18 protein-coding genes and 1 riboswitch are annotated in these 21009 nt (G+C 36.6%); of the genes, 13 read left to right on the forward strand and 5 right to left on the reverse strand.

Features of this window, described 5'->3' with window-relative positions; all coding sequences use genetic code 11:
* Nucleotides 1-139 precede the first annotated feature (139 nt).
* Entirely contained in the window at nt 140-550 is a 411-nt protein-coding gene (locus AC4CVF_RS06875; RefSeq protein ID WP_336950945.1) for a nuclear transport factor 2 family protein, read from the forward strand.
* Nucleotides 551-640: 90 nt separating this feature from the next.
* Nucleotides 641-1723, forward strand: a complete 1083-nt coding sequence (locus AC4CVF_RS06880; protein ID WP_419327297.1) for a YheT family hydrolase — start codon at nt 641-643, stop codon at nt 1721-1723.
* 291 nt (nt 1724-2014) lie between these two features.
* On the opposite strand, the gene AC4CVF_RS06885 is transcribed toward AC4CVF_RS06880, so the two are convergent.
* Nucleotides 2015-2890, reverse strand: coding sequence for a LysR substrate-binding domain-containing protein (locus AC4CVF_RS06885; protein WP_490774106.1), 876 nt, complete (start codon nt 2888-2890; stop codon nt 2015-2017).
* Between the two features lie 145 nt (nt 2891-3035).
* Between AC4CVF_RS06885 and AC4CVF_RS06890 the strand changes: the two genes are divergently transcribed.
* Nucleotides 3036-4454, forward strand: coding sequence for an aspartate ammonia-lyase (locus AC4CVF_RS06890; protein WP_336950948.1), 1419 nt, complete (start codon nt 3036-3038; stop codon nt 4452-4454).
* 142 nt (nt 4455-4596) lie between these two features.
* Here the strand turns inward: AC4CVF_RS06890 and AC4CVF_RS06895 are convergent, their stop codons facing one another.
* Entirely contained in the window at nt 4597-5061 is a 465-nt protein-coding gene (locus AC4CVF_RS06895) for a hypothetical protein (RefSeq protein ID WP_004719918.1), read from the reverse strand.
* Nucleotides 5062-5290: 229 nt separating this feature from the next.
* On the opposite strand from AC4CVF_RS06895, the gene pyrG reads away from it, so the two are divergent.
* From pyrG to AC4CVF_RS06940, 9 genes are all read left to right on the forward strand, one after another.
* The gene (gene pyrG / locus AC4CVF_RS06900; RefSeq protein WP_336950949.1) at nt 5291-6931 is read left to right on the forward strand and encodes a CTP synthase; all 1641 of its coding nucleotides are present in this window, start codon (nt 5291-5293) and stop codon (nt 6929-6931) included.
* A gap of 30 nt (nt 6932-6961) precedes the next feature.
* A complete protein-coding gene (gene kdsA, locus AC4CVF_RS06905) occupies nt 6962-7819 on the forward strand; it encodes a 3-deoxy-8-phosphooctulonate synthase (RefSeq protein ID WP_336950950.1) in 858 nt (285 codons plus the stop codon).
* Nucleotides 7820-7864: 45 nt separating this feature from the next.
* Nucleotides 7865-9154, forward strand: coding sequence for a phosphopyruvate hydratase (eno, locus tag AC4CVF_RS06910; RefSeq protein WP_004719930.1), 1290 nt, complete (start codon nt 7865-7867; stop codon nt 9152-9154).
* 400 nt (nt 9155-9554) lie between these two features.
* Entirely contained in the window at nt 9555-9941 is a 387-nt protein-coding gene (gene ftsB / locus AC4CVF_RS06915) for a cell division protein FtsB (RefSeq protein WP_336950951.1), read from the forward strand.
* Entirely contained in the window at nt 9904-10623 is a 720-nt protein-coding gene (gene ispD, locus AC4CVF_RS06920) for a 2-C-methyl-D-erythritol 4-phosphate cytidylyltransferase (RefSeq protein WP_336950952.1), read from the forward strand. Before ftsB ends, ispD begins: the two co-directional genes overlap by 38 nt.
* A gap of 99 nt (nt 10624-10722) precedes the next feature.
* Nucleotides 10723-11859 carry a rod shape-determining protein RodA gene (gene rodA / locus AC4CVF_RS06925; protein WP_336950953.1) on the forward strand — a complete coding sequence of 379 codons (1137 nt, stop codon included), beginning with the start codon at nt 10723-10725 and terminating at the stop codon, nt 11857-11859.
* A gap of 720 nt (nt 11860-12579) precedes the next feature.
* On the forward strand, nt 12580-13848 hold the full coding sequence (locus tag AC4CVF_RS06930) for a D-amino acid dehydrogenase (protein WP_336950954.1): 1269 nt from the start codon (nt 12580-12582) through the stop codon (nt 13846-13848).
* 293 nt (nt 13849-14141) lie between these two features.
* Nucleotides 14142-14230: riboswitch (glycine riboswitch) on the forward strand.
* Between the two features lie 172 nt (nt 14231-14402).
* Nucleotides 14403-15647 carry a D-amino acid dehydrogenase gene (locus tag AC4CVF_RS06935; protein ID WP_336951465.1) on the forward strand — a complete coding sequence of 415 codons (1245 nt, stop codon included), beginning with the start codon at nt 14403-14405 and terminating at the stop codon, nt 15645-15647.
* Nucleotides 15648-15729: 82 nt separating this feature from the next.
* Nucleotides 15730-16338, forward strand: a complete 609-nt coding sequence (locus tag AC4CVF_RS06940) for a DUF4303 domain-containing protein (RefSeq protein ID WP_336950955.1) — start codon at nt 15730-15732, stop codon at nt 16336-16338.
* An 80-nt stretch (nt 16339-16418) separates the two neighbouring features.
* Here the strand turns inward: AC4CVF_RS06940 and nfsB are convergent, their stop codons facing one another.
* The 3 genes from nfsB to AC4CVF_RS06955 form a co-directional block, all read right to left on the reverse strand.
* A complete protein-coding gene (nfsB, locus tag AC4CVF_RS06945; RefSeq protein ID WP_336950956.1) occupies nt 16419-17072 on the reverse strand; it encodes an oxygen-insensitive NAD(P)H nitroreductase in 654 nt (217 codons plus the stop codon).
* Nucleotides 17073-17666: 594 nt separating this feature from the next.
* Nucleotides 17667-18389 carry a UDP-2,3-diacylglucosamine diphosphatase gene (locus AC4CVF_RS06950; protein WP_336950957.1) on the reverse strand — a complete coding sequence of 241 codons (723 nt, stop codon included), beginning with the start codon at nt 18387-18389 and terminating at the stop codon, nt 17667-17669.
* A 92-nt stretch (nt 18390-18481) separates the two neighbouring features.
* Nucleotides 18482-18991, reverse strand: a complete 510-nt coding sequence (locus AC4CVF_RS06955) for a peptidylprolyl isomerase (protein ID WP_105712525.1) — start codon at nt 18989-18991, stop codon at nt 18482-18484.
* Nucleotides 18992-19159: 168 nt separating this feature from the next.
* Between AC4CVF_RS06955 and AC4CVF_RS06960 the strand changes: the two genes are divergently transcribed.
* Nucleotides 19160-20881, forward strand: a complete 1722-nt coding sequence (locus AC4CVF_RS06960; protein ID WP_336950958.1) for a glutamine--tRNA ligase/YqeY domain fusion protein — start codon at nt 19160-19162, stop codon at nt 20879-20881.
* Nucleotides 20882-21009 lie beyond the last annotated feature (128 nt).

The following is a 21009-nucleotide window of genomic DNA, read 5'->3' on the forward strand; positions in this document are numbered from 1 at the left end:
ATAAACCCTGTTTGAACTCCTTCTCTTTAAATCATGTGTAGTGTGAAGCATGCTGCGAGAGAAGGGACTTCATGACTGGATTTTTAAGAAAATGACTGGAAACGAATTCAAATTATTTCAAATCAAAGGGATATAAAAAATGAGTTATACAAATACCAAGCCTGCAATCAAAAAATGGCACAACATGCTGGAAAGTCGAGACATGAGTCTTTTAAATGAATTACTGGCAGACGATGTGGTTTTTCGTTCACCTGTGGCTTATAACCCCTATGAAGGTAAGCAAGTGGTCTTTTTCATTTTAAGTAATGTGATTCAAATTTTTGAAAACTTTACATATCATCGAGAATTTTTTACAGAAGATGAGCAAAGTGTAGTTTTAGAATTTTCTGCCAATGTTGGTGAAAAAAAATTAAAAGGGATTGATATGATTCGTTTTAATGAACAAGGTCAAATTGTTGATTTTGAAGTGATGATTCGACCAAAAAGTGGTTTGGAAGCATTGGCAGCTCAAATGGGGCAACGTATGGCCAGCTTTATACCTAAAGCCTAATTACGTATATACTGCAATAAATAAAATTAAGCGTGAAAAATTTCTTAATTTTTAAAATGATGATGAGTGGTAAAAGAGTTGAGGTGGAAAATGTCTGTATTACATAAGTTTACTGAGATTAGCCAAGATTTATTGGATCAAGTGACAGGTGCTGAATTACCAAAGCTTTATTTTAATCAGCAAGGGAAAATGTCTGAGATCATCAAGAAACTGCCTCAACTACAAAATAAATATCGTCCTACACCATGGCTCAGCAATACCCATGCTCACCTGTTATATTTTGATTTAATTAAGAAAAAATCCGTTAAGCTGGACTATGATCGAATTGATCAGCTGACCATGCAAGATGGCGGTATCACGGCTATTGCTTGGTATGGCTACGATTTACCACAAGAAACCCCAACTATCGTGATTATGCATACGATTACAGGCACACCTGACAGTATGCGTGAATTGGTCAAAGATCTCCATGAGTATACGGGATGGCGTATTGCATTATGTCTACGCCGTGGGCATGCGGGCTTACCTATGCCTGTTCCTCGCATGTCAATTTTTGGTTCAACTTCTGATTTAAAAGAACAATTGGCTTCGATTCAAAACACATTTCCACAATCTGATCTTTATGCAGTAGGTTCTTCCGCTGGTACAGGCCTACTTGTGCGTTATCTTGGTGAACAAGGCCTAGATACACCTTTTAAAGCTGCTTTTGCCATGTGCCCTGGTTATGATACCGAGCTTGGATTTCAAAATGTCCATCCTTTCTATACCAAAGTCATGACCAAAAAATTGTTTAAGGCATTTATTAAGCCTTATGAGCAAACATGGACACCATTACATTCGGTACAAAATGTTCTACAAACGAAAACCCTACAAGAGTTTCAGACTGAATATTTTGAAATGGCTGGTTTTTCAGATTATGAAAGCTACTCAAAAGCCACCAATCCAATTTATGTATTTGAAAATGTTAAAATTCCATTAATGATTCTAAACTCAGAAGATGATCCTGTATGTTCAATCAAGAATTTAGAACCGTTTAAAGAAACCATTCAAAATATGGATAATGTTGTGGTAGTGACAACTAAAAAGGGCAGTCATTGTGGTTTTTATGAAGGACTCAATACAAAATCTTGGGCTTCTCGTTTAATGGCTGATTTTTTAAAACAGTATTCATGATATGCAATACCAATAAATATCTATTCAAGTTAAAAAACTGACAGATCAAACTATTATTATTATTTGATCCGTCAGTTTTAATTGCTCAACTGTGGTGTTTGATCGATGCTAAGTTCTAAGCTAAGGTAAATATTAGACTTCTTTTATAAGTCGATGTTAAAACATAGATCAACATAAAATCACACCCATCCTAGCCTTCTTCCAGTGAGAAAAAGCACTTTTCAATATCAATAGATTCACGTTATATGATCATTTTTTGAAGTAAGAAAGATCTTTATTTAAAATAAAGGCCTATTTAAGTGCTAAATAATTCCAAACAAAATTTATCTTTTGTGAGTAAATAATATTGCTACGAACGATATAAATATCTTGAAAGAAACTATAACCATCAAGTATTTTTAATTTATTTTCATTTATTTCTTCTTCAATCAGTAAGCGAGGTAACCAAGCTACGCCTAAGCCTTGTAAAGCCAAGGCTTTTAAGTCACTGGCATTATCTGTTTCATATAATGTTCGATAATTGAGTTTACTTTCTATAATTTTATCTACACATTTTCTCAGATAGGCTTGTTTACTATAGGCCAAAAGGGGGAATGTCTGGTTAAGTTGGTATTTAGGTAATCCATTTTTGCTTGCTGTAACTGGCACAATTTGCATATTTACAATTTTATGATAGATAAAAAGTGTGAGATCCAATTGTTGTAAAGTGAGTTGATCACAATAACAAATGAGAAAATCACAAGAACCTTCTTTTAATAAATGTATGCCTTGTTGCAGATTTGCAGCAATAATTTCCAACTTTAGATCATTATAGTCTGAGTATAGTTTTTGAATAAACTTAGGAAAAAACTGCGTGATGAGAGAATGGGATACTGCAAATTTAATTGAGAGTTCATTATCCTTAATGTTTTTTTCTAAATATTTTATTGTTGTATCCATTTGGTTTTTAATATTTTTTGCTGTGGAGAGTAAGACTTGGCCAGCATCTGTAAAATCAATATTTTTACTATAACGCTTTAAAATTTGAAACCCTAACGACTCTTCAATATTTTGTATTCTACGTGTAAAAGCCGATTGAGTGACATGACGTATAGCTGCAGCTTTAGAAATGGATTTTTCTTGGTCTAATGCAAGAAGATCCTCTATCCACCGAATTTCAAGCGTCATGTTCAATCACCAATAAAGATTTAACTCAAGCAAAGTATAACAAGTGATATGCAAAAAATGCATACAGATATATTTTTTTACATTGGTCAAGTTTAGATTGTTTCACCTAAGATGAATTGATTATCTTCGTAGAGTTACATTGCAAATGAACATTGAAATTAAAACGAGAACTGAGAAAGATTTATTGGGAATGAAAGAAGTCCCATTTCATTGCTATTACGGTGTACAAACATTAAGAGCGGTTGAGAACTTTAACCTAAGTGCGCATAAATTAAGTCATTTCCCTATTTTTATTCAAGCGCTTGCTATGGTGAAGTCTGCTTGTGTAGAGGCTAATTTTAAATTAAATAAAATTGAAGAAAATAAATATAAAGCGATTCAACATTCATGTCAGCAATTGATAAATGGTTCATACCATAATCAATTCCCTATTGATATGATTCAGGGTGGGGCAGGAACTTCTACAAATATGAATGCAAATGAAGTTATTGCAAACATTGGATTAGAGTTTCTGGGTCATGCAAAAGGCGAATATCAATATCTACATCCCAATAACGATGTAAATATGTCTCAATCGACCAATGATGTATACCCAAGTGCAATAAAAATAGGTCTATTGTTTGCATTGGATCATCTCAATATTCCGTTTCAAAAACTAATTGAAAGCTTAGGTCGCAAAGCTGAAGAGTTCTCTGATATCTTGAAAATGGGACGTACTCAGTTACAAGATGCGGTACCGATGACATTAGGGCAAGAATTTAGTGCTTTTGCGCATACCTTACAAAATGATTTGCAAAAGTTAAATCATATTATGCCAGATTCACTCAGTGTGATTAACTTAGGTGGAACAGCAATCGGTACGGGAATTAATACCGAGCTTGAGTATCGCTTAAATGCAATTCAAGCTTTATCAGAAATCACTGGTAAAAACATTTCAAGCTCACCTGATTTGATTGAAGCGACTACAGATATGGGTGACTTTGTACTTTTATCAAGTTTACTCAAACGTACTGCAACCAAGTTGTCTAAAATTTCTAATGATTTACGTTTGTTATCGAGTGGGCCACGTACTGGTATCGGCGAGATACAATTGGAGCCACGCCAGCCTGGTAGTTCAATCATGCCAGGAAAAGTAAATCCAGTGATTCCTGAAGCGATGAATTTGGCGTGTTATCAAATTATTGCAAATGATTTAGCAATTACTTTGGCTGCAGAAGGTGGACAACTACAATTAAATGCGTTTGAGCCATTAATTGCGCTTAAACTATTTGAGTCTATTGAACTATTAGGTAAAGCAATGCAAATGCTGAATGAAAAGTGCATCCAAAATATTCGTGCCAATGCGGCACATTGTCAGCATTTAGTGGATAACTCAATTGGTATCATTACGGTGTTAAACCCATATTTAGGTTATGAAACTACTACACGAATTGCAAAGATGGCAAATGAATCTGGGGAGAGTGTTTTGGCTTTGATTAAAGCTGAGGGATTACTTTCAGATGAAATTTTGGCGGATGTACTTGCTGTTCATAACATGGTTCAGCCAAAACAACACGCAGCTTAGTTTTTTAAACTTATTGTGCAATTTAAGCAATTCATGACTTACATTAGAAATTAAGTTTCATATGACAGATAAAGCTTAATATTTAAACGGATTTATAAAAAAAGGGAAATTATAATTTCCCTTTTTTTAGTGATGAAAAATCTTAGTTTTTCAAAGCTGGTGTAGCAGCAGCGATGGCTGCGGCAACAGCATCATCTTCAGATTGGGCTGAACCAGAGCTTGCTTTTGGTGCTGGAGTTTTAGTTTGTGCAGTTTCAGTTTTTACTGACTCTGCTTTTGCAGGCTTTGCCTCAGTCGCAGCAGGTTTACTTTCTGCTTGTGCACTTGGCATTGTTGCATGAGCTTCATGCGTTGGCTCGCGTCGAATTTCTGTGGTTGTATTTGCTGTTTCAGTGCGTTCAACTTCTACATGTGCCGGAATTTCGACTTGTTGTGCATTATTCTGTTCAACGCTTGGTAAGCTTTCAAACTGTGTCGGTTCAGAAGTCGCAGGCTGAGCAGTTTCAACTTTCTCTTGCTCAGCTTCTTTAGGCTCTTCTTTTTTTACACAAGCAGATACCAAAAGCGCTGTCGCAATTGCACCACAAATTAAAAATTTCTTATTCATAATGACTCAAAACAAAACGTATTAAAGAGATGTTACTTAGTATAACAGCAAAATGATATTTAAAAATCACCTTATCAAGTGCTAATTTTTTATTGGAAATGCTGATAGAATAGCCAATTGTTTATTGTTCTATGAATTGATGTGAATTGACTTTGCTTTCTTGGTACAAGGTAAAGTAAAATCGCACAACATTGTAGGCCAATTTAGGCTCCATTGTACGAGAAACTTAATGACCCATTTTATATTCGTAACTGGTGGTGTTGTATCATCACTAGGTAAAGGTATTTCAGCTGCTTCAGTTGCTGCACTTTTAGAAGCCCGTGGTTTAAAAGTAACCATGGTCAAAATGGATCCATACATTAATGTCGATCCTGGGACTATGAGCCCATTCCAGCACGGTGAAGTATTTGTCACAGAAGATGGTGCTGAAACTGACTTAGATTTGGGTTATTACGAGCGTTTCTTACGTCGTGCCAAAATGACCAAATTGAATAACTTTACTTCAGGTCGTGTTTATCAAGACGTTTTAAATAAAGAACGTCGTGGTGATTACCTCGGCGGTACAGTACAAGTTATTCCGCATATTACGGATAATATTAAAGAACGTGTTCTTCGCGCAGGCGAAGGTTATGACGTTGCCATTGTGGAAATCGGTGGGACAGTAGGTGACATTGAATCTCTCCCATTCATGGAATCTGTACGTCAGTTGATGGTTGAGCTTGGTCATAAACGTACCATGTTGATGCATTTGACTTTATTGCCATATATCAAGTCTGCTGCTGAACTTAAAACCAAACCAACTCAACATTCTGTTAAAGAATTATTGTCGATTGGTATTCAACCCGACATTCTGATTTGTCGTACTGAACATGATGTTGACGCAGATACTACCCGTAAAATCGCACTCTTTACAAACGTTGAAGCACGTGCCGTTGTGGTGTGTAAAGATGCGCGTTCAATTTATCAAATTCCTCGTACATTTTATGAACAAAATGTTGATGATTTAATCTGTGAACGTTTTGGTTATGACAGCTTGCCTGAAGCTGATCTTTCGGATTGGGATCATGTTGTTGAAGCATTATTGAACCCAGAATACACAGTTCGAGTTGCGATGGTAGGTAAATATGTTGAATTGCCTGATGCATATAAGTCTGTTAATGAAGCACTCTTACATGCAGGTATTCAAAATCGTGTCAAAGTTCAAATTGAGTATATCAATGCAGAAGAACTTGAAGGCCAAAATCCTGCTGAAGTATTAAAAGGTATTGATGCAATATTAGTTCCTGGCGGTTTTGGTGAGCGCGGTACTGAAGGTAAAATGCAGGCGATTCAATATGCCCGTGAAAACAAAGTACCTTTCTTGGGTATTTGTTTAGGTATGCAATTGGCCGTAATTGAATTTGCTCGTCATGTTGCTGCTATGCCAGAAGCGACTTCTACAGAGTTTAATCGTTCAACAAAATTCCCATTGATTGGTTTAATTACGGAATGGCTAGATGAACGTGGTGAAATCCAGCATCGTAGTACTGAGTCAAACCTTGGTGGCACAATGCGTTTAGGTGCCCAAAAATCAGAATTGGTTGAAGGTACTAAAACACGTGAAGTTTACGGCAAAGCTGAAATTACTGAACGTCATCGTCACCGTTATGAAATGAATGATCGTTTCATTCCTGCAATTGAACAAGCAGGTATGAAAATTTCAGGTTATTCTACTGCGCAACATCTTGTTGAAACTGTAGAAATTCCTGAACATCCTTGGTTTATTGCTGTACAATTCCACCCAGAATTTACAAGTTCACCACGTGATGGACATCCATTATTTGCTAGTTTTATCGATGCTGCTAAAAAGCAGCACCAAAACAGCAAGTAAGTATGTAAGAACTTAAACTAGGAAGTTTAAATGTCACAATTAAAACCACAAGAAATTGTACGTTTAGGCGATATACAAATGGCAAATCACTTGCCATTTGTATTATTCGGCGGCATGAACGTACTTGAGTCGAAAGACTTAGCTTTTGAAATTGCAGAAACTTATGTCGATATCTGTACGCGTTTAGAAATACCATATGTATTTAAAGCCAGTTTTGATAAAGCCAATCGTTCAAGCTTACATTCGTTCCGTGGCCCTGGTTTGGAAAAAGGTATCGAATGGTTAGGTGACATTAAAAAGCATTTTAATGTTCCGATTATTACCGATGTCCATGAACCTCACCAAGCTGCCGCTGTCGCTGAAGTTGCAGATATTATCCAGCTTCCAGCATTTCTCAGTCGTCAGACTGATTTGGTTGAAGCAATGGCGAAAACTCAAGCCATTATTAATATCAAAAAAGCGCAATTCCTTTCTCCTCGTGAAATGAGCCATATTCTAAATAAGTGTTTAGAAGCGGGTAATAACAAACTCATTTTGTGTGAACGTGGTACGTCATTTGGCTATAACAACTTAGTCGTTGATATGCTGGGTTTCGACACCATGAAAGAAATGAATGTACCAGTATTTTTTGATGTAACGCATGCATTGCAAACACCGGGCGGTCGTGCAGATTCAGCAGGCGGACGTCGTGCTCAAATCACAACCTTAGCTCGTGCAGGTATGGCGACTGGGCTTGCAGGTTTATTTTTAGAAAGTCATCCAGACCCTGAAAATGCAAAGTGTGATGGACCTTGTGCATTACGTATGTCGCAGCTTGAGCCGTTTTTAGCGCAGTTAAAAGAATTGGATACCTTAGTTAAAGGTTTCAAAAAGTTAGATACACATTGATGCGCTTAGAAAGCATCTTATTTTTAATCAACTGAGGAATTATTCATGAGCCAAATCGTTGACATTCGTGCACGTGAAATTTTGGACTCTCGTGGTAACCCAACCATCGAAGCAGACGTAATCCTAGACTCTGGCGTTGTTGGCCGTGCATGTGCACCATCTGGTGCTTCAACTGGTTCTCGTGAAGCTTTAGAACTTCGTGACGGTGATCAATCACGTTACTTAGGTAAAGGTGTTCGCACTGCTGTTCAAAACGTAAATGGTCAAATCAAAGACTTATTAAAAGGTCAAAACGTATTTGAACAAAAAGCACTTGATGACAAAATGATTGCGCTTGATGGCACTGAAAACAAAGAAAAATTAGGTGCAAACGCAACTTTAGCTGTATCTTTAGCTGCTGCGCGTGCTGCTGCTGTTGAGAAGAAAACTGAACTATTCCAATATATTGCAGATCTTCGTGGCCAAACAACTTTGTCTATGCCTGTTCCAATGATGAACATCTTGAACGGTGGCGCACATGCAGACAACACTGTTGATATTCAAGAATTCATGATTGAACCTGTAGGTTTCACATCTTTTGCTGAATCTTTACGTGCTGGTGCTGAAATTTTCCATGCTTTGAAATCTGTATTGAAAAAGCAAGGTTTAAATACAGCAGTTGGTGATGAAGGTGGTTTTGCGCCTAACTTACGTTCCAATGAAGAAGCAATTACTGTTATTCTTTCTGCAATTGAAACAACTGGCTATAAAGCAGGTTCTGATATTATGCTTGCACTTGATTGTGCATCTTCAGAATTCTACAAAAATGGTCAATATATTCTTGCAGGTGAAGGCAACAAAGCATTCACAAGTAACCAATTTGCTGACTATCTTGCTGGTCTTGTTAAACAATATCCAATTATCTCAATCGAAGATGGTTTAGATGAGTCTGATTGGGAAGGCTGGAGCTATTTGACTTCTATCCTAGGCGATAAAATCCAATTGGTCGGTGATGATTTGTTCGTTACAAATCCTAAGATTTTACAACGTGGTATTGATGAGAAAGTAGGTAACTCTATCTTAATTAAATACAATCAAATTGGTACTTTGTCTGAAACTTTAGATGCAATCTATCTTGCTAAAGCAAATGGCTACAGCACTGTGATTTCACACCGTTCTGGTGAAACTGAAGATTCTACAATTGCAGATCTTGCTGTAGGTACAGCAGCAGGTCAAATTAAGACTGGTTCACTTTGCCGTTCTGACCGCGTTGCAAAATATAACCAATTGCTTCGTATTGAAGAATTGACTCATGCTGCTTATCGCGGTAAAGCTGAGTTTAAAGGTTTAAATTAATATCTTTTATTGATTTAATTTAAAAAAGGCCATTCTTTTATTTGATATAGGGAATGGCTTTTTATTCGCTAAAAATAATCAAGAATAGTATGTGTTAAGTGAGATTTAATATGATGTAATTGATAAATAATGAAATTTAGAGGTGGAGTTTAATTAGCATAGTTTGTGGAAAAGAAAATTTATAATAAATAATATCGCGATATATGAGTTTTTAGCATAAAGATAATTCTTAAATTTTTAATTACCAAGTAGATTATTGAGCACATAATTATTCTTTTATAAAAAAGAGAATTTATTTTGTTCTAGTTTTGCAGTTTTCGCATAGTTTAGTGTTCTTCATACAAAATATTTGATGTATATTAGCATCTTAATTTAATGCTGTTACTCAAGACGCAAATACATGTTAGAAGTCTTTAAAACAACTTCAAGTAAAGTGATTGCAATACTCGCGATTTTAATTGTTGTGGTATTACAATATCGCTTTTGGTTTGGTGAGGGTGGTCATTTCCCTCATCAAGCTTTACTACAGCAAATTGAACAGCAAGCTGAAGTCAATGCTGAGTTAAAAGAACGCAACCGAATTCTTGCTGCTGAAGTGTATGATTTAAAAAATGGTGCTGAAGCCATAGAAGAACATGCACGTTTAGACCTTGGCTTAGTAAAGCCACATGAAACTTTTGTACAAATGAGTACCATTAGTACCCATTACAAACCTATTTATACCGATCCAAGTGTAGATTTAAGAACCAATGAAGATGACAACGAACCTGCGCCAGAACAACCGTAAAATTTGGGCAATTGTTCCTGCGGCTGGCTCAGGTCGTCGTTTTTCAAAAACTGAACTAAAACAATACCAAGTCATCCAAAATCAAACAGTTTTAGCGCATACCATAGCGCGTTTAAACGATTTACCACTTGCGGGTTATGTACTTGCTGTGGGTGAGCAAGATCATTATGCTCAAACATTGCCATTAAAAAATAAACATTTGAGTCATTTTTGTTTGGGTGGTACAGAACGTGTTGATTCGGTTTTAAATGCGTTGCGTTATTTAGAACAATTTGCACAAGCCGATGATTTGGTTTTTGTACATGATGCTGCTCGTCCTTGTGTGACACAGCAATGTCTTGAAAACTTAGTCGATACCGCAATAAACCTGAACAGCAGTGCAATTCTTGCAATTCCTGTACGAGATACTTTGAAGTGTGTTGAAAATCAGCAAGATATCAATAAAACAGTCAGTCGTGATCAATTGTGGCAAGCACAAACACCACAAATTTCTACCTTTTCAAAGCTTAAAACGGCAATCGAAAAAGCTTTAGCGAATAATATTGTCATTACAGACGAGGCGAGTGCATTGGAATATATCAATGAACCTGTCAAAGTAGTGATGGGGCGTTCTGATAATATTAAAATTACTTATCCAGATGATTTGGAGTTGGCCAAGTTAATTTTGCAATCGCAGCAATAAAACAACGAAAATAAAAATAATTATGCATTGATTGATTTTCTCAACCGCTATTTATCTCTATAATTTGACCAGATTAAACTAGGTTTAAGATTTGTATTCATGACACCATCGCCACAGTATAAGTTTTTACGTCAATCAGTCAGAGATGGTTTAAGTATTAATCAAAAAGTTTCAAGGTGGGACAAATTACACCTTGATCCTTGGTTATTGGGCTTTTTAATTATCAATGCAATTTTGGGTTTATTGATGGTCTATAGCGCATCTTCTGAAGATATGTCTATGGTCATTCGACAAGCCGTGAGTTTCGGTGTTGGTTTTATTTTGCTTTTTATTTGTGCACAAATTCCACCAAAAGTATATCAAGCGATTAGCCCTTGGTTTTATTTGTTTGCAATTTTGTTGTTGATACTGGTTTTATTGGTCGGTGATGTTCGATTAGGGGCAAAGCGCTGGCTGACCATTCCAGGGATTGGCAGTATGCAACCCAGCGAATTTATGAAGTTTGCCATGCCACTGATGATGGCATGGTATTTTGCACGTAACCCGTTGCCGCCAAAGTTTAAACATATTGTAATTGCCTTGATTATTATGATGGTGCCTTTCGTATTAGCATTATTACAACCAGACTTGGCAATTGGTATCGTGATTGGTGGCGTGTTTGCTTTGTTTTTAAGTGGCATGTCGTGGACTTTAATTATTGGGACTTTAGCGGCATTAGCACTGGCGTTCCCTTTAATTTGGACTTTTGTATTACAAGCTTATCAAAAGAAAAGGATTATGACCTTATTTGATCCTGAGTCAGATGCGCTTGGGGCAGGATGGAATATTATCCAATCTAAAATTGCGATTGGTTCAGGCGGAATGACAGGGCGTGGATTCTTAGAAGGAACACAGTCTCAGTTGGGCTATTTACCTGAACATCATACTGATTTTATTATGTCGACCTATGCAGAAGAATTTGGCTTTATTGGGGTATTCTTCTTATTTGCACTTTATACCGCAATGATTTTTAGATGTATGATCATTAGCTTAAGCAGTTTCCATAATTATGGTCGTTTATTGGCAGGTACGATTGGTTTGTCTTTGTTTTTCTATGTATTTGTAAACTCTGGTATGGTCAGTGGGATTTTACCTGTGACTGGTGATCCATTACCACTTATGAGTTATGGTGGATCGGCGGTAATTGCGTTGTTAGCGAGTTTTGGTATCGTTATGTCTATCCATACGCATAAATAAATAGAATCTTCAAAATTTAAAATTTCTTAAACTAAAGCTATTCCTTCTCTTTTTTAGAGGAGGATAGTATCAAATATAAATAAAAAAGTTTTTCTTAAATTTAAGTTCCTTAGATTGTCAAACTACCTAATTATTCATACAAGTGCAATGCATCAAATTATTGATCGTAAATAATAAATATTTTTTTGGATGAACTTTTAGATACTGTTGGTTTTAAATTCGTTTGGTGTACTTTTGAATCATAGATGGTTGTTCTATTGTGTGGCGACATGGATGTCGCCGTTGGGCGGCGCCCATGAGTAAAGAAAAAGCACTGCTTTGTTTGCAGCGCAAGGTTTGGCATCTCCTACGAAAAGTGAGGTATCGCCAACGCAAAGGAATTGAAACTTTGAATGTAAAGTGTGGCATTGCAAGTTTTTTTATAACGGAACAATTTCTTTTTCTATGCAATTAATTTAACTAAAAATATTAATTAGGAGAAATTGTATTCTTATGTCTGAGTTTTTTGACTAGGCAGCTATAATTTGCTGATGGTTTAAAAATCATGTGATATTGTGAATGATGTATCTATTTGAAATCGAATTTAAGCTGACACTTCAACATCAAATCAGTATTGCTAAATCTGTTCTAAGTGCTAAATTAAAATGGTCATATAAATTATTTCTCTAACTACATTATTCTTATTATAAGACGATTAAATCGTATAAGGTTCGGTTCAATATGCATATCATCATCATGGGAGCTGGTGTTATTGGTACAACATCCGCCTACTATCTAAAACAAGCAGGTCATGAAGTCACTGTGATCGATCGGCAACCCAATGTGGCTTTAGAAACCAGTTTTGCCAACGCTGGGCAGATTTCGCCGGGTTATGCGTCGCCTTGGGCTGCACCAGGTATTCCATTAAAAGCGTTTAAATGGATGTTTCAACCACATTCACCATTGGCAATTAAGCTAACGGGTGATATGCATCAGTATCAGTGGATGATCCGTATGTTGGCTGAATGTAATATCAATCGCTACCAAATCAATAAAGAGCGAATGGTACGGATTTCTGAATATAGCCGTGACTGTCTAGATGAATTACGTGCGGAGACTAAAATTCATTTTGATGAGCGCCAATTAGGTACATTACAACTTTTTCGAAAACAACATCAATTGGATGTGGCAGGCAAAGATACCGAAGTTTTAAAACATGAAGGCGTGCCATTTGAGTTGTTGGATAAAGCTGGCGTAATCAAGGCTGAACCTGCTTTAGCCCACGCAACTGTTGATTTTGTTGGTGGTTTGCGTTTACCGAATGACCAGACAGGCGATTGCCAAAAATTTACAACAGAGTTGGCGGAGCTTGCAGCCAAACAAGGGGTCAATTTTTTATTTAATACGGTAATAGAATCAATCGAAAAAGATGCTGAACGGATTACCGCGATTCATTTAAAAGATGGTCGTAAAATCAAGGGAGATGTTTATGTCATGGCACTGGGCAGCTATAGTCATGAAATGCTCAAACAATTGGAAATTGATGCGCCTGTATATCCATTAAAAGGCTATTCGATTACCACCAAAATTGTTGATCCGGCACTTTCACCAGTGTCTACAATCTTAGATGAGTCTTATAAAATTGCCTTAACCCGTTTTGATGATCGAATTCGTGTAGGGGGGATGGCTGAAATTAATGGGTTTGATCGCTCGTTAAAATCTAGTCGTGAAGACACTTTGCTTATGGTTTTACAACAATTATTTCCAAATGCAAGTGACTTATCAGATGCAAATTTCTGGACGGGTTTAAGACCTGCGACACCAGATGGTACCCCGATTGTTGGGCAAACAAGGTATCAAAATCTATATACCAATACAGGGCACGGTACCTTGGGTTGGACCATGTCATGTGGTTCTGCAAAATTATTATCGGACATTATTTCTGGAACCACACCACAAATTGAATATGATGATTTGAATGTGTTTCGATATGACTCAGTGAATCACTAAGATGTTTGTGAAACTGATATGAACCAAAGTTAGCAAGTCGCAGAACAGGCAATTTCATTTTCCAATGTGCATTTTTGGCATTGGTTTATGCTTTCACTTCGTGGTTTTAATGAAGAAAATTCAGATGAGGCGATTTAGGCTAATTTCAATCAAACTACAACAAAGCCAGAGTCAGTGATCAAGTTATTGACTAAGCTATTTAATTCTTAAGCGATTTAAAAATTAGATAATAATTGAACATATTTTACTTGTATTCGAGCAAATTCATGGCATATTAATTGCTAATACAAGGAAAGATGATTGCAGGAGAGAAGTCTCTTGCGGACTCGCCGAAGGAGCAACGACCCCGGAAACTCTCAGGCAAAAGGACTGTAATCATTGTAAAACCTCTGGAGAGAAGTCATTCTATTGAAAACAAAAAAGAAATGACTCACCGAAGGGGATGGTAAAGCCTAAATAGTTTAGGTTTTTATCGAAGCTCTCAGGTACACATGACAGATGGGGCATACATTGACAATGTAATTAAAAATATTGCATTTCAACGGAGTGTGCGTATGTGTCATGTCGTCATTATTGGTTCTGGTATTACAGGTGTTACTTCTGCCTATGAACTTGCTCAATTAGGTTATCAAGTTACTGTTATTGATAAACATTTATTTCCCGCAATGGAAACATCATTTGCCAATGGTGGACAGCTGTCTGCGTGTAATGCTGAAGTGTGGAATCAAAAATCCACTGTGTTAAAAGGTATTAAATGGATGGCGAAGAAAGATGCACCATTATTGCTCAATCCATCTTTTGATTTGCACAAATATGCATGGCTGGTCGAATTCCTTGGCAATATCAAACACTATGAAGCAAATACTCAAAATACAGTGAAAATGGCACTTTTAGCGCGTCAAAGGCTATTTAATATTGCTGAACATGAAGGGATTGATTTTGATTTAGAAAAACGTGGCATCTTGCATTTCTACCATTCTGAATATGATTATAAAGTGGCAACCAACGTCAATGCGCTGTTATGTAAAGGTGGTTTAGAACGCCATGCAGTGACCAATGAAGAAATTAAATCTATCGAACCGAGTTTGACGGGTGAGTACTATGGAGGCTTTTATTGTCCAGGTGATGCAACGGGGGATATTCATAAATTTACCACTGGACTTGCCAAAGCGACTGAAAAATATGGGGTAAAATATTTATTTGGTATGGAAGTTATTAATGTAGAACACACTGCCAATGGGGTGAATATTCAATATCATTCGAGTGTTGAAAACATGGAAGGTGGTTCAGTAGCAGTTGAACAACTCAGTGCAGATGCCGTGGTGATTTGTGGCGGTGTTGGTAGTTATCAATTGGCCAATCAATTGGGCGATCGTGTGAATGTTTATCCTGTAAAAGGCTATTCGATCACCGTACAATTGAATGATGAAGAAAGTATTAATGGTGCACCTTGGGTCAGCTTGCTCGATGAAAGCGCGAAAATCGTCACGTCACGATTAGGCGCTAATCGTTTACGTATTGCTGGAACTGCTGAATTTAATGGCTATAATCGAGATATCCGCTCAGATCGTATCCAACCTTTAACAGATTGGGTCAATAAGAACTTCGATATTTCAACCGAGCATTGTATCCCGTGGGCGGGTTTACGACCAATGATGCCGAATATGATGCCTGTGGTAAAACGTGGAAAACGTGAACGGGTATTTTATAATACAGGGCATGGACATTTAGGCTGGACGTTGTCTGCTGCAACAGCTGTGATGATTAGTCAGGAAATTGCAAGCTCGCATCCGATTTAATCGTATAGGCAATATTTTTGTATTTGCACTCTGGTGAATGTCCATATTCACCAGAGTGCTGGTAAAAATAATTAGGTGTGTTATGAATATAGAATCAACAACTCAAAAGCACTGGCATGAAACGAGCTATGTAAAGTTAGTTGAATCGATTCAATATATTGCACAAAATTATCACGATGTGTACGCCTTGGCCTTGTACTATTATTGTGATGATGATGAACCTTGTTTTCCCAAAGTTGAGCTGAACTTTAATACCATTGAACAGTTTGAGTCGCAAATTTCTGAATCTTCGAGTCAAGCTGAAGCGAAATGGAATTATGCCTATTGGTTACAACAACCGTCTTGGGATATTGGGGGAGAGAATGATCAGCTTTTGGCACAATGGTTTGAGCAAACACCATTTTATTATTCTCAAAAACAGATGGAATATGCTGAACAAGAAGATGATGCACTATTTAATGAACTTTTAGAAAAAGGCGAGCAGTTTGCTCAATTGTTTATTACACAAATAATCAAAATAGTTCAGCAATTATTTTCTGAAAATATTCTTCAAGATACATTTGGGAAAAATCTTCCAGTCATTATTCATGAGCTTGAATATTATGAAGAACCCATTTCGTGGACCAAAAAAGCCAATCCAAGTGCATTAATCAATGAATTTATGGATGCCTGTGAAAGTGATTTCTCTTAACAAAATATGCTTATGATTCAATGCTGAGGGACGTGATGTGTCCCACAGCACTTATTGAGTGGAAGCAAGCACTTTAAACGTTATAGACGAGTAAAGACATCTTCTTGGGTTAAACGAGACTTGGGCAATTTTGCATTAAAGTCAGTATCACTACGATAACCGAGTGTCATAATCACAGACGGGACCAAATTCTTTTCAATTAAGCCTAATTCTTCAGTCAGAATATCTTCGTCAAAACCACCGATTGGCGTTGCATCGATACCTTCAATACCTGCAGCTAATAGCATTTGACCCAGTGCGATAAAGGTTTGATTTTCCGCCCAGCGCTGAATATCACCTTTTTCATTGCGATAATAAGAGACATAGCCTGTACGACTGTCTTTTTGACCTTGCTTAGCCTTGTCATCTTTAAAGCGGCCACTGAGATCATCCTGCTGAAGTAAATTACTCAGGTGCTGTTCTGTAATATCTGCTTTGGTACAGAATAAAATCGTATGTGATGAATCTAAAACCTTTGGTGCGTTGTAGCTATATTTTCCGACTAAGGCTTTAGCAATACGTTGTTTAGCTGCATCATTGTCAGCAATAAAAAAATGCCAAGGCTGGATATTGATTGACGATGGGGTTAAACGCAGGATTTCAAGTAAACGTGCAAATTGTGCTTGAGGAATCTTTTTAGAAGAATCATAAGCTTTTGTGGTGTAACGTGTTTTTGCTACATTTAATACATCCATAAGGCGATCTCATATATCGTAAATTTTCGATATATTGTATGCTAAAATGGCGAAATGTGAATCTTCAAAACGTAAATAAAGGTGGAAAATCTTTTTTAGCTGGGATAAATATTTGTAAATTTTATCAATGGATTAAATTTGAACCAATATATCCCTGCAAAAAAGCATAAATTAATTGATTAATTCTTAATATTTTATTTCGTGTTTTTATTAAACTCTTAAATCCGCTATTTATCTGGTATTACAATAGATTGGATTCGTTAATTACAGCAGAAAAATCATTGGTTTTAGAATGATCAGAAACTCATTTAACAGTATTAACTTAAGAGAAATTTGATAGAGTAGTGTAGAGGAAAAGACATTTTTTAATAATTAAGTATTAAAATTCTTTTATCATTTTTTACTCCATGAAAAAGTGGAATAAGTTGAAAGACATAATATTATTTATAGGCTCAATTTTTGCTCTCTGCTGGATAATATACTAATAAGCATTCTCGTCTATTTTTACTATTAAGCTTTCTGTGATATTGATTCATGTTTGGATGGTTTTAATTTTATGGAATTATTAAATCTGTTTAGTTTAAGGGGGGGGAGTTATTGAATAATCCACTTAATAAATTTCCAATCCGCATTTTCATCCACTTCTAAAATCATTGCTTCAGATGTTTTTTCACGCCAATCTCCTAAAACAATTCTAGCTTTACCATTTACATCATGAATTTCAGGGCGATGAGTGTGACCATGAACCAACAGATCGACATTATTAATTGCTTTTTCTACTGCTTGTTGGTTAACATCCATAATTTCATAGGACTTATTTTGTTGAGACTCACGGCTTTTTTTACGAAAACCATTAGCAAGTTTTTGTCTAAAACCAAGTGGAGTACTTTTTAAAAGTCCCAATACAATCGGATTGCGAATAATTTTCTTAAATCGTTGATAAGAGATATCATCGGTACATAAAGCATCGCCGTGTTCAAGTCGAAATTGTTTATCAGCTATGGTAAATGTATAAAATTCGGGAAGTAGTTTGCCATCAAACTGATTTAAAAATTTTTCCCCTAAAGCAAAGTCACGATTACCCACTTGAAAATAAATTTGATTACCAGCTTGCAAGGAAAATTGTTTTAGATGCTCAATAATTTCATCTAACCAAGGCGCAGTATAATCATCCCCAATCCAAGCATTAAACCAGTCACCGAGAATAAACAGTTGTGTGTGTTGATATTTATAGTGTTCTAATAAATCAAAAAACCCTCGAACCAGTCGAGGGTGTTCTGGTGACAAATGTAAATCAGCGATAAACAGATAGGTCACTTATTTTTCCTATTTAATAACTCCTCCTAACCTTGCTTAGTAAAGGGAACAATATCCCTTTATTTAAAAGAAGCTTCGGGAGGATTTATAAATTATTCAGAGATAATTTTTGCAGATTCAATCACAATGTTTTCTAAAGGAACATCAGCATGATAACCACGGTTACCTGTACGAACACCTTTGATTGCTTCAACGATGTCTAAGCCTTCAGTCACTTTACCAAATACTGCATAACCCCAACCTTGAGCAGTTTTACCTGTATGGTTAAGGAAAGAGTTATTTTTTACATTGATGAAAAATTGTGCAGAAGCAGAGTGAGGTGCTTGAGTACGTGCCATTGCAACTGTACCCTCATCATTGCTTAAACCATTGTCCGCTTCATTTTCAATTGAATCACGTGTGGTTTTTTCTTTGAAGTTTTCATCCATGCCACCGCCTTGGATCATGAAACCGTCAATAACACGATGGAAGATTACGCCATCATAAAAACCATCACGAACATATTCTAAAAAGTTAGCAACAGTTTTTGGTGCTTTTTCAGAGTTAAGTTCAAGAACAATGCGTCCTTTGTTGGTGTTTAATTCGACTTGAGGAAAACTCATTCTATAATCTCCTAATCATGACTAAAAATGTCATGGGTTTTTGGTTGAGAGAAGCATAAGCAAACTGTAAACTACATAGCAAGTAAAAATGTGAAATTCTTTTGTTAAAAAAGGATAAAATCACATTTTATATATTCAATTTTAACTTTTAGAAGTGATTTATCAACTATGAAGCCAAATGATGTTGTTTCAGAACTGCCGAAAACTCCGACAAATAGTCCAAGCCCTGTCGATAATGCGCAGCAAGAACAACAAGCGGGCTTAGATTTTGTACGCCAAGTCATTACAGAAGATTTGGCAGCGGGCCGTACACAAAAAGTTGTTACGCGTTTTCCACCTGAGCCAAATGGTTATCTACATATTGGCCATGTAAAGGCTATTTGCTTAAATTTTGGTATCGCTCAAGAATACGATGGTTTATGTAACTTGCGTTTTGATGACACCAACCCAGATGCTGAAGAACAAGAATATGTTGACGGTATTGCCAATGATGTAAAATGGTTAGGTTTTGAATGGAATGGCGAACCTCGCTATGCATCAAGTTATTTTGACCAATTACATGCTTGGGCAGTTCAGTTGATCAAACAGGGCGATGCTTATGTAGATCTACAAAGCCCAGAAGAAATTAGAATTAACCGTGGTAATTTTGTCGAGCCAGGTAAAAACTCACCTTATCGTGATGCATCTATTGAAGAAAACCTTGCTCGTTTTGAAAAAATGAACAATGGTGAATTGGCCGAAGGTGAAGCAGTATTACGTGCCAAAATTGATATGACATCACCAAATGTACATATGCGAGATCCAATTCTATATCGTGTACTTCATTCAGAACATCACCAAACTGGTGATAAATGGAAAATGTACCCAATGTATGACTATGCTCATCCATTGTCAGATGCGATTGAAGGGATTACACATTCATTATGTACCTTAGAGTTTCAAGACCATCGCCCATTTTATGATTGGGTTGTTGAGAAAGTGCACTCACAATCGGTTCCACGTCAGTATGAATCTAGCCGTTTAAATGTAGATTATACGATTACCTCTAAACGTAAATTACGTAAATTGGTAGAAGGTAACTATGTTCATGGTTGGGATGACCCGCGTATGCCAACTGTGGTGGGCATGCGTCGTCGTGGTTTTACTCCTGAAGGGTTACGTGAGTTTTGTAAGCGTGTAGGTGTATCTAAAACAGACGGTATCGTAGATGTGGCTATGCTTGAATTCTGTATTCGCCAATCCCTTGAAAATACAGCAGCACGTGGTATGGCTGTTTTAAATCCGCTGAAAGTGACTTTGACCAACTTGCCAGCAGATTTGAATTTAAGCCATTCACGTCATCCAAATGTAGATATGGGCGATCGTATTATTCCTTTAACCTCTGAAATTTTTATTGATCGTAAAGACTTTGAAGAAGTTCCGCCAAAAGGTTTTAAACGTTTAGTTCCTGAGGGTGAAGTGCGTTTACGTCATGCGTATGTGATCAAGTGTGATGAAGTGATTAAAGATGCCAATGGCGAAGTGATCGAGTTGAAATGTTCTATTGATCCGGAAACTTTAGGTAAAAACCCAGAAGGTCGTAAAGTGAAAGGCGTTGTACATTGGGTTTCTGCGTCGAAAGGGATTCCTGCTGAGGTTCGAGTTTACGATCGTTTATTCACCGAAGCTGCACCAGATGCGGATGATGATTTCTTAGCAAACTTAAATCCAGAATCTTTAACGGTACTTCAAGCGGTAATTGAGCCTGCTTTGGCAAAAGCGCAGCCAGAAGATCGTTTCCAGTTTGAACGCGAGGGTTATTTTGTTGCGGATCAATATGATCATACAGCAGATAAACCTGTGTTCAATCGTGTCTTAGATTTGAAAGATAGCTTTAAACCGGGTAAATAATTTTATTCAATCCTGAATGAAATCATGAATTAAGACCTAGCTTTGGCTAGGTTTTTTTCATGTTGTTTAAAATTGATTGAGTAATACTATAGAAAAAAGATATAGTAAATGCATAAATAATAATCAGG

It is taken from the genome of Acinetobacter sp. LipI_19, assembly GCF_058242925.1.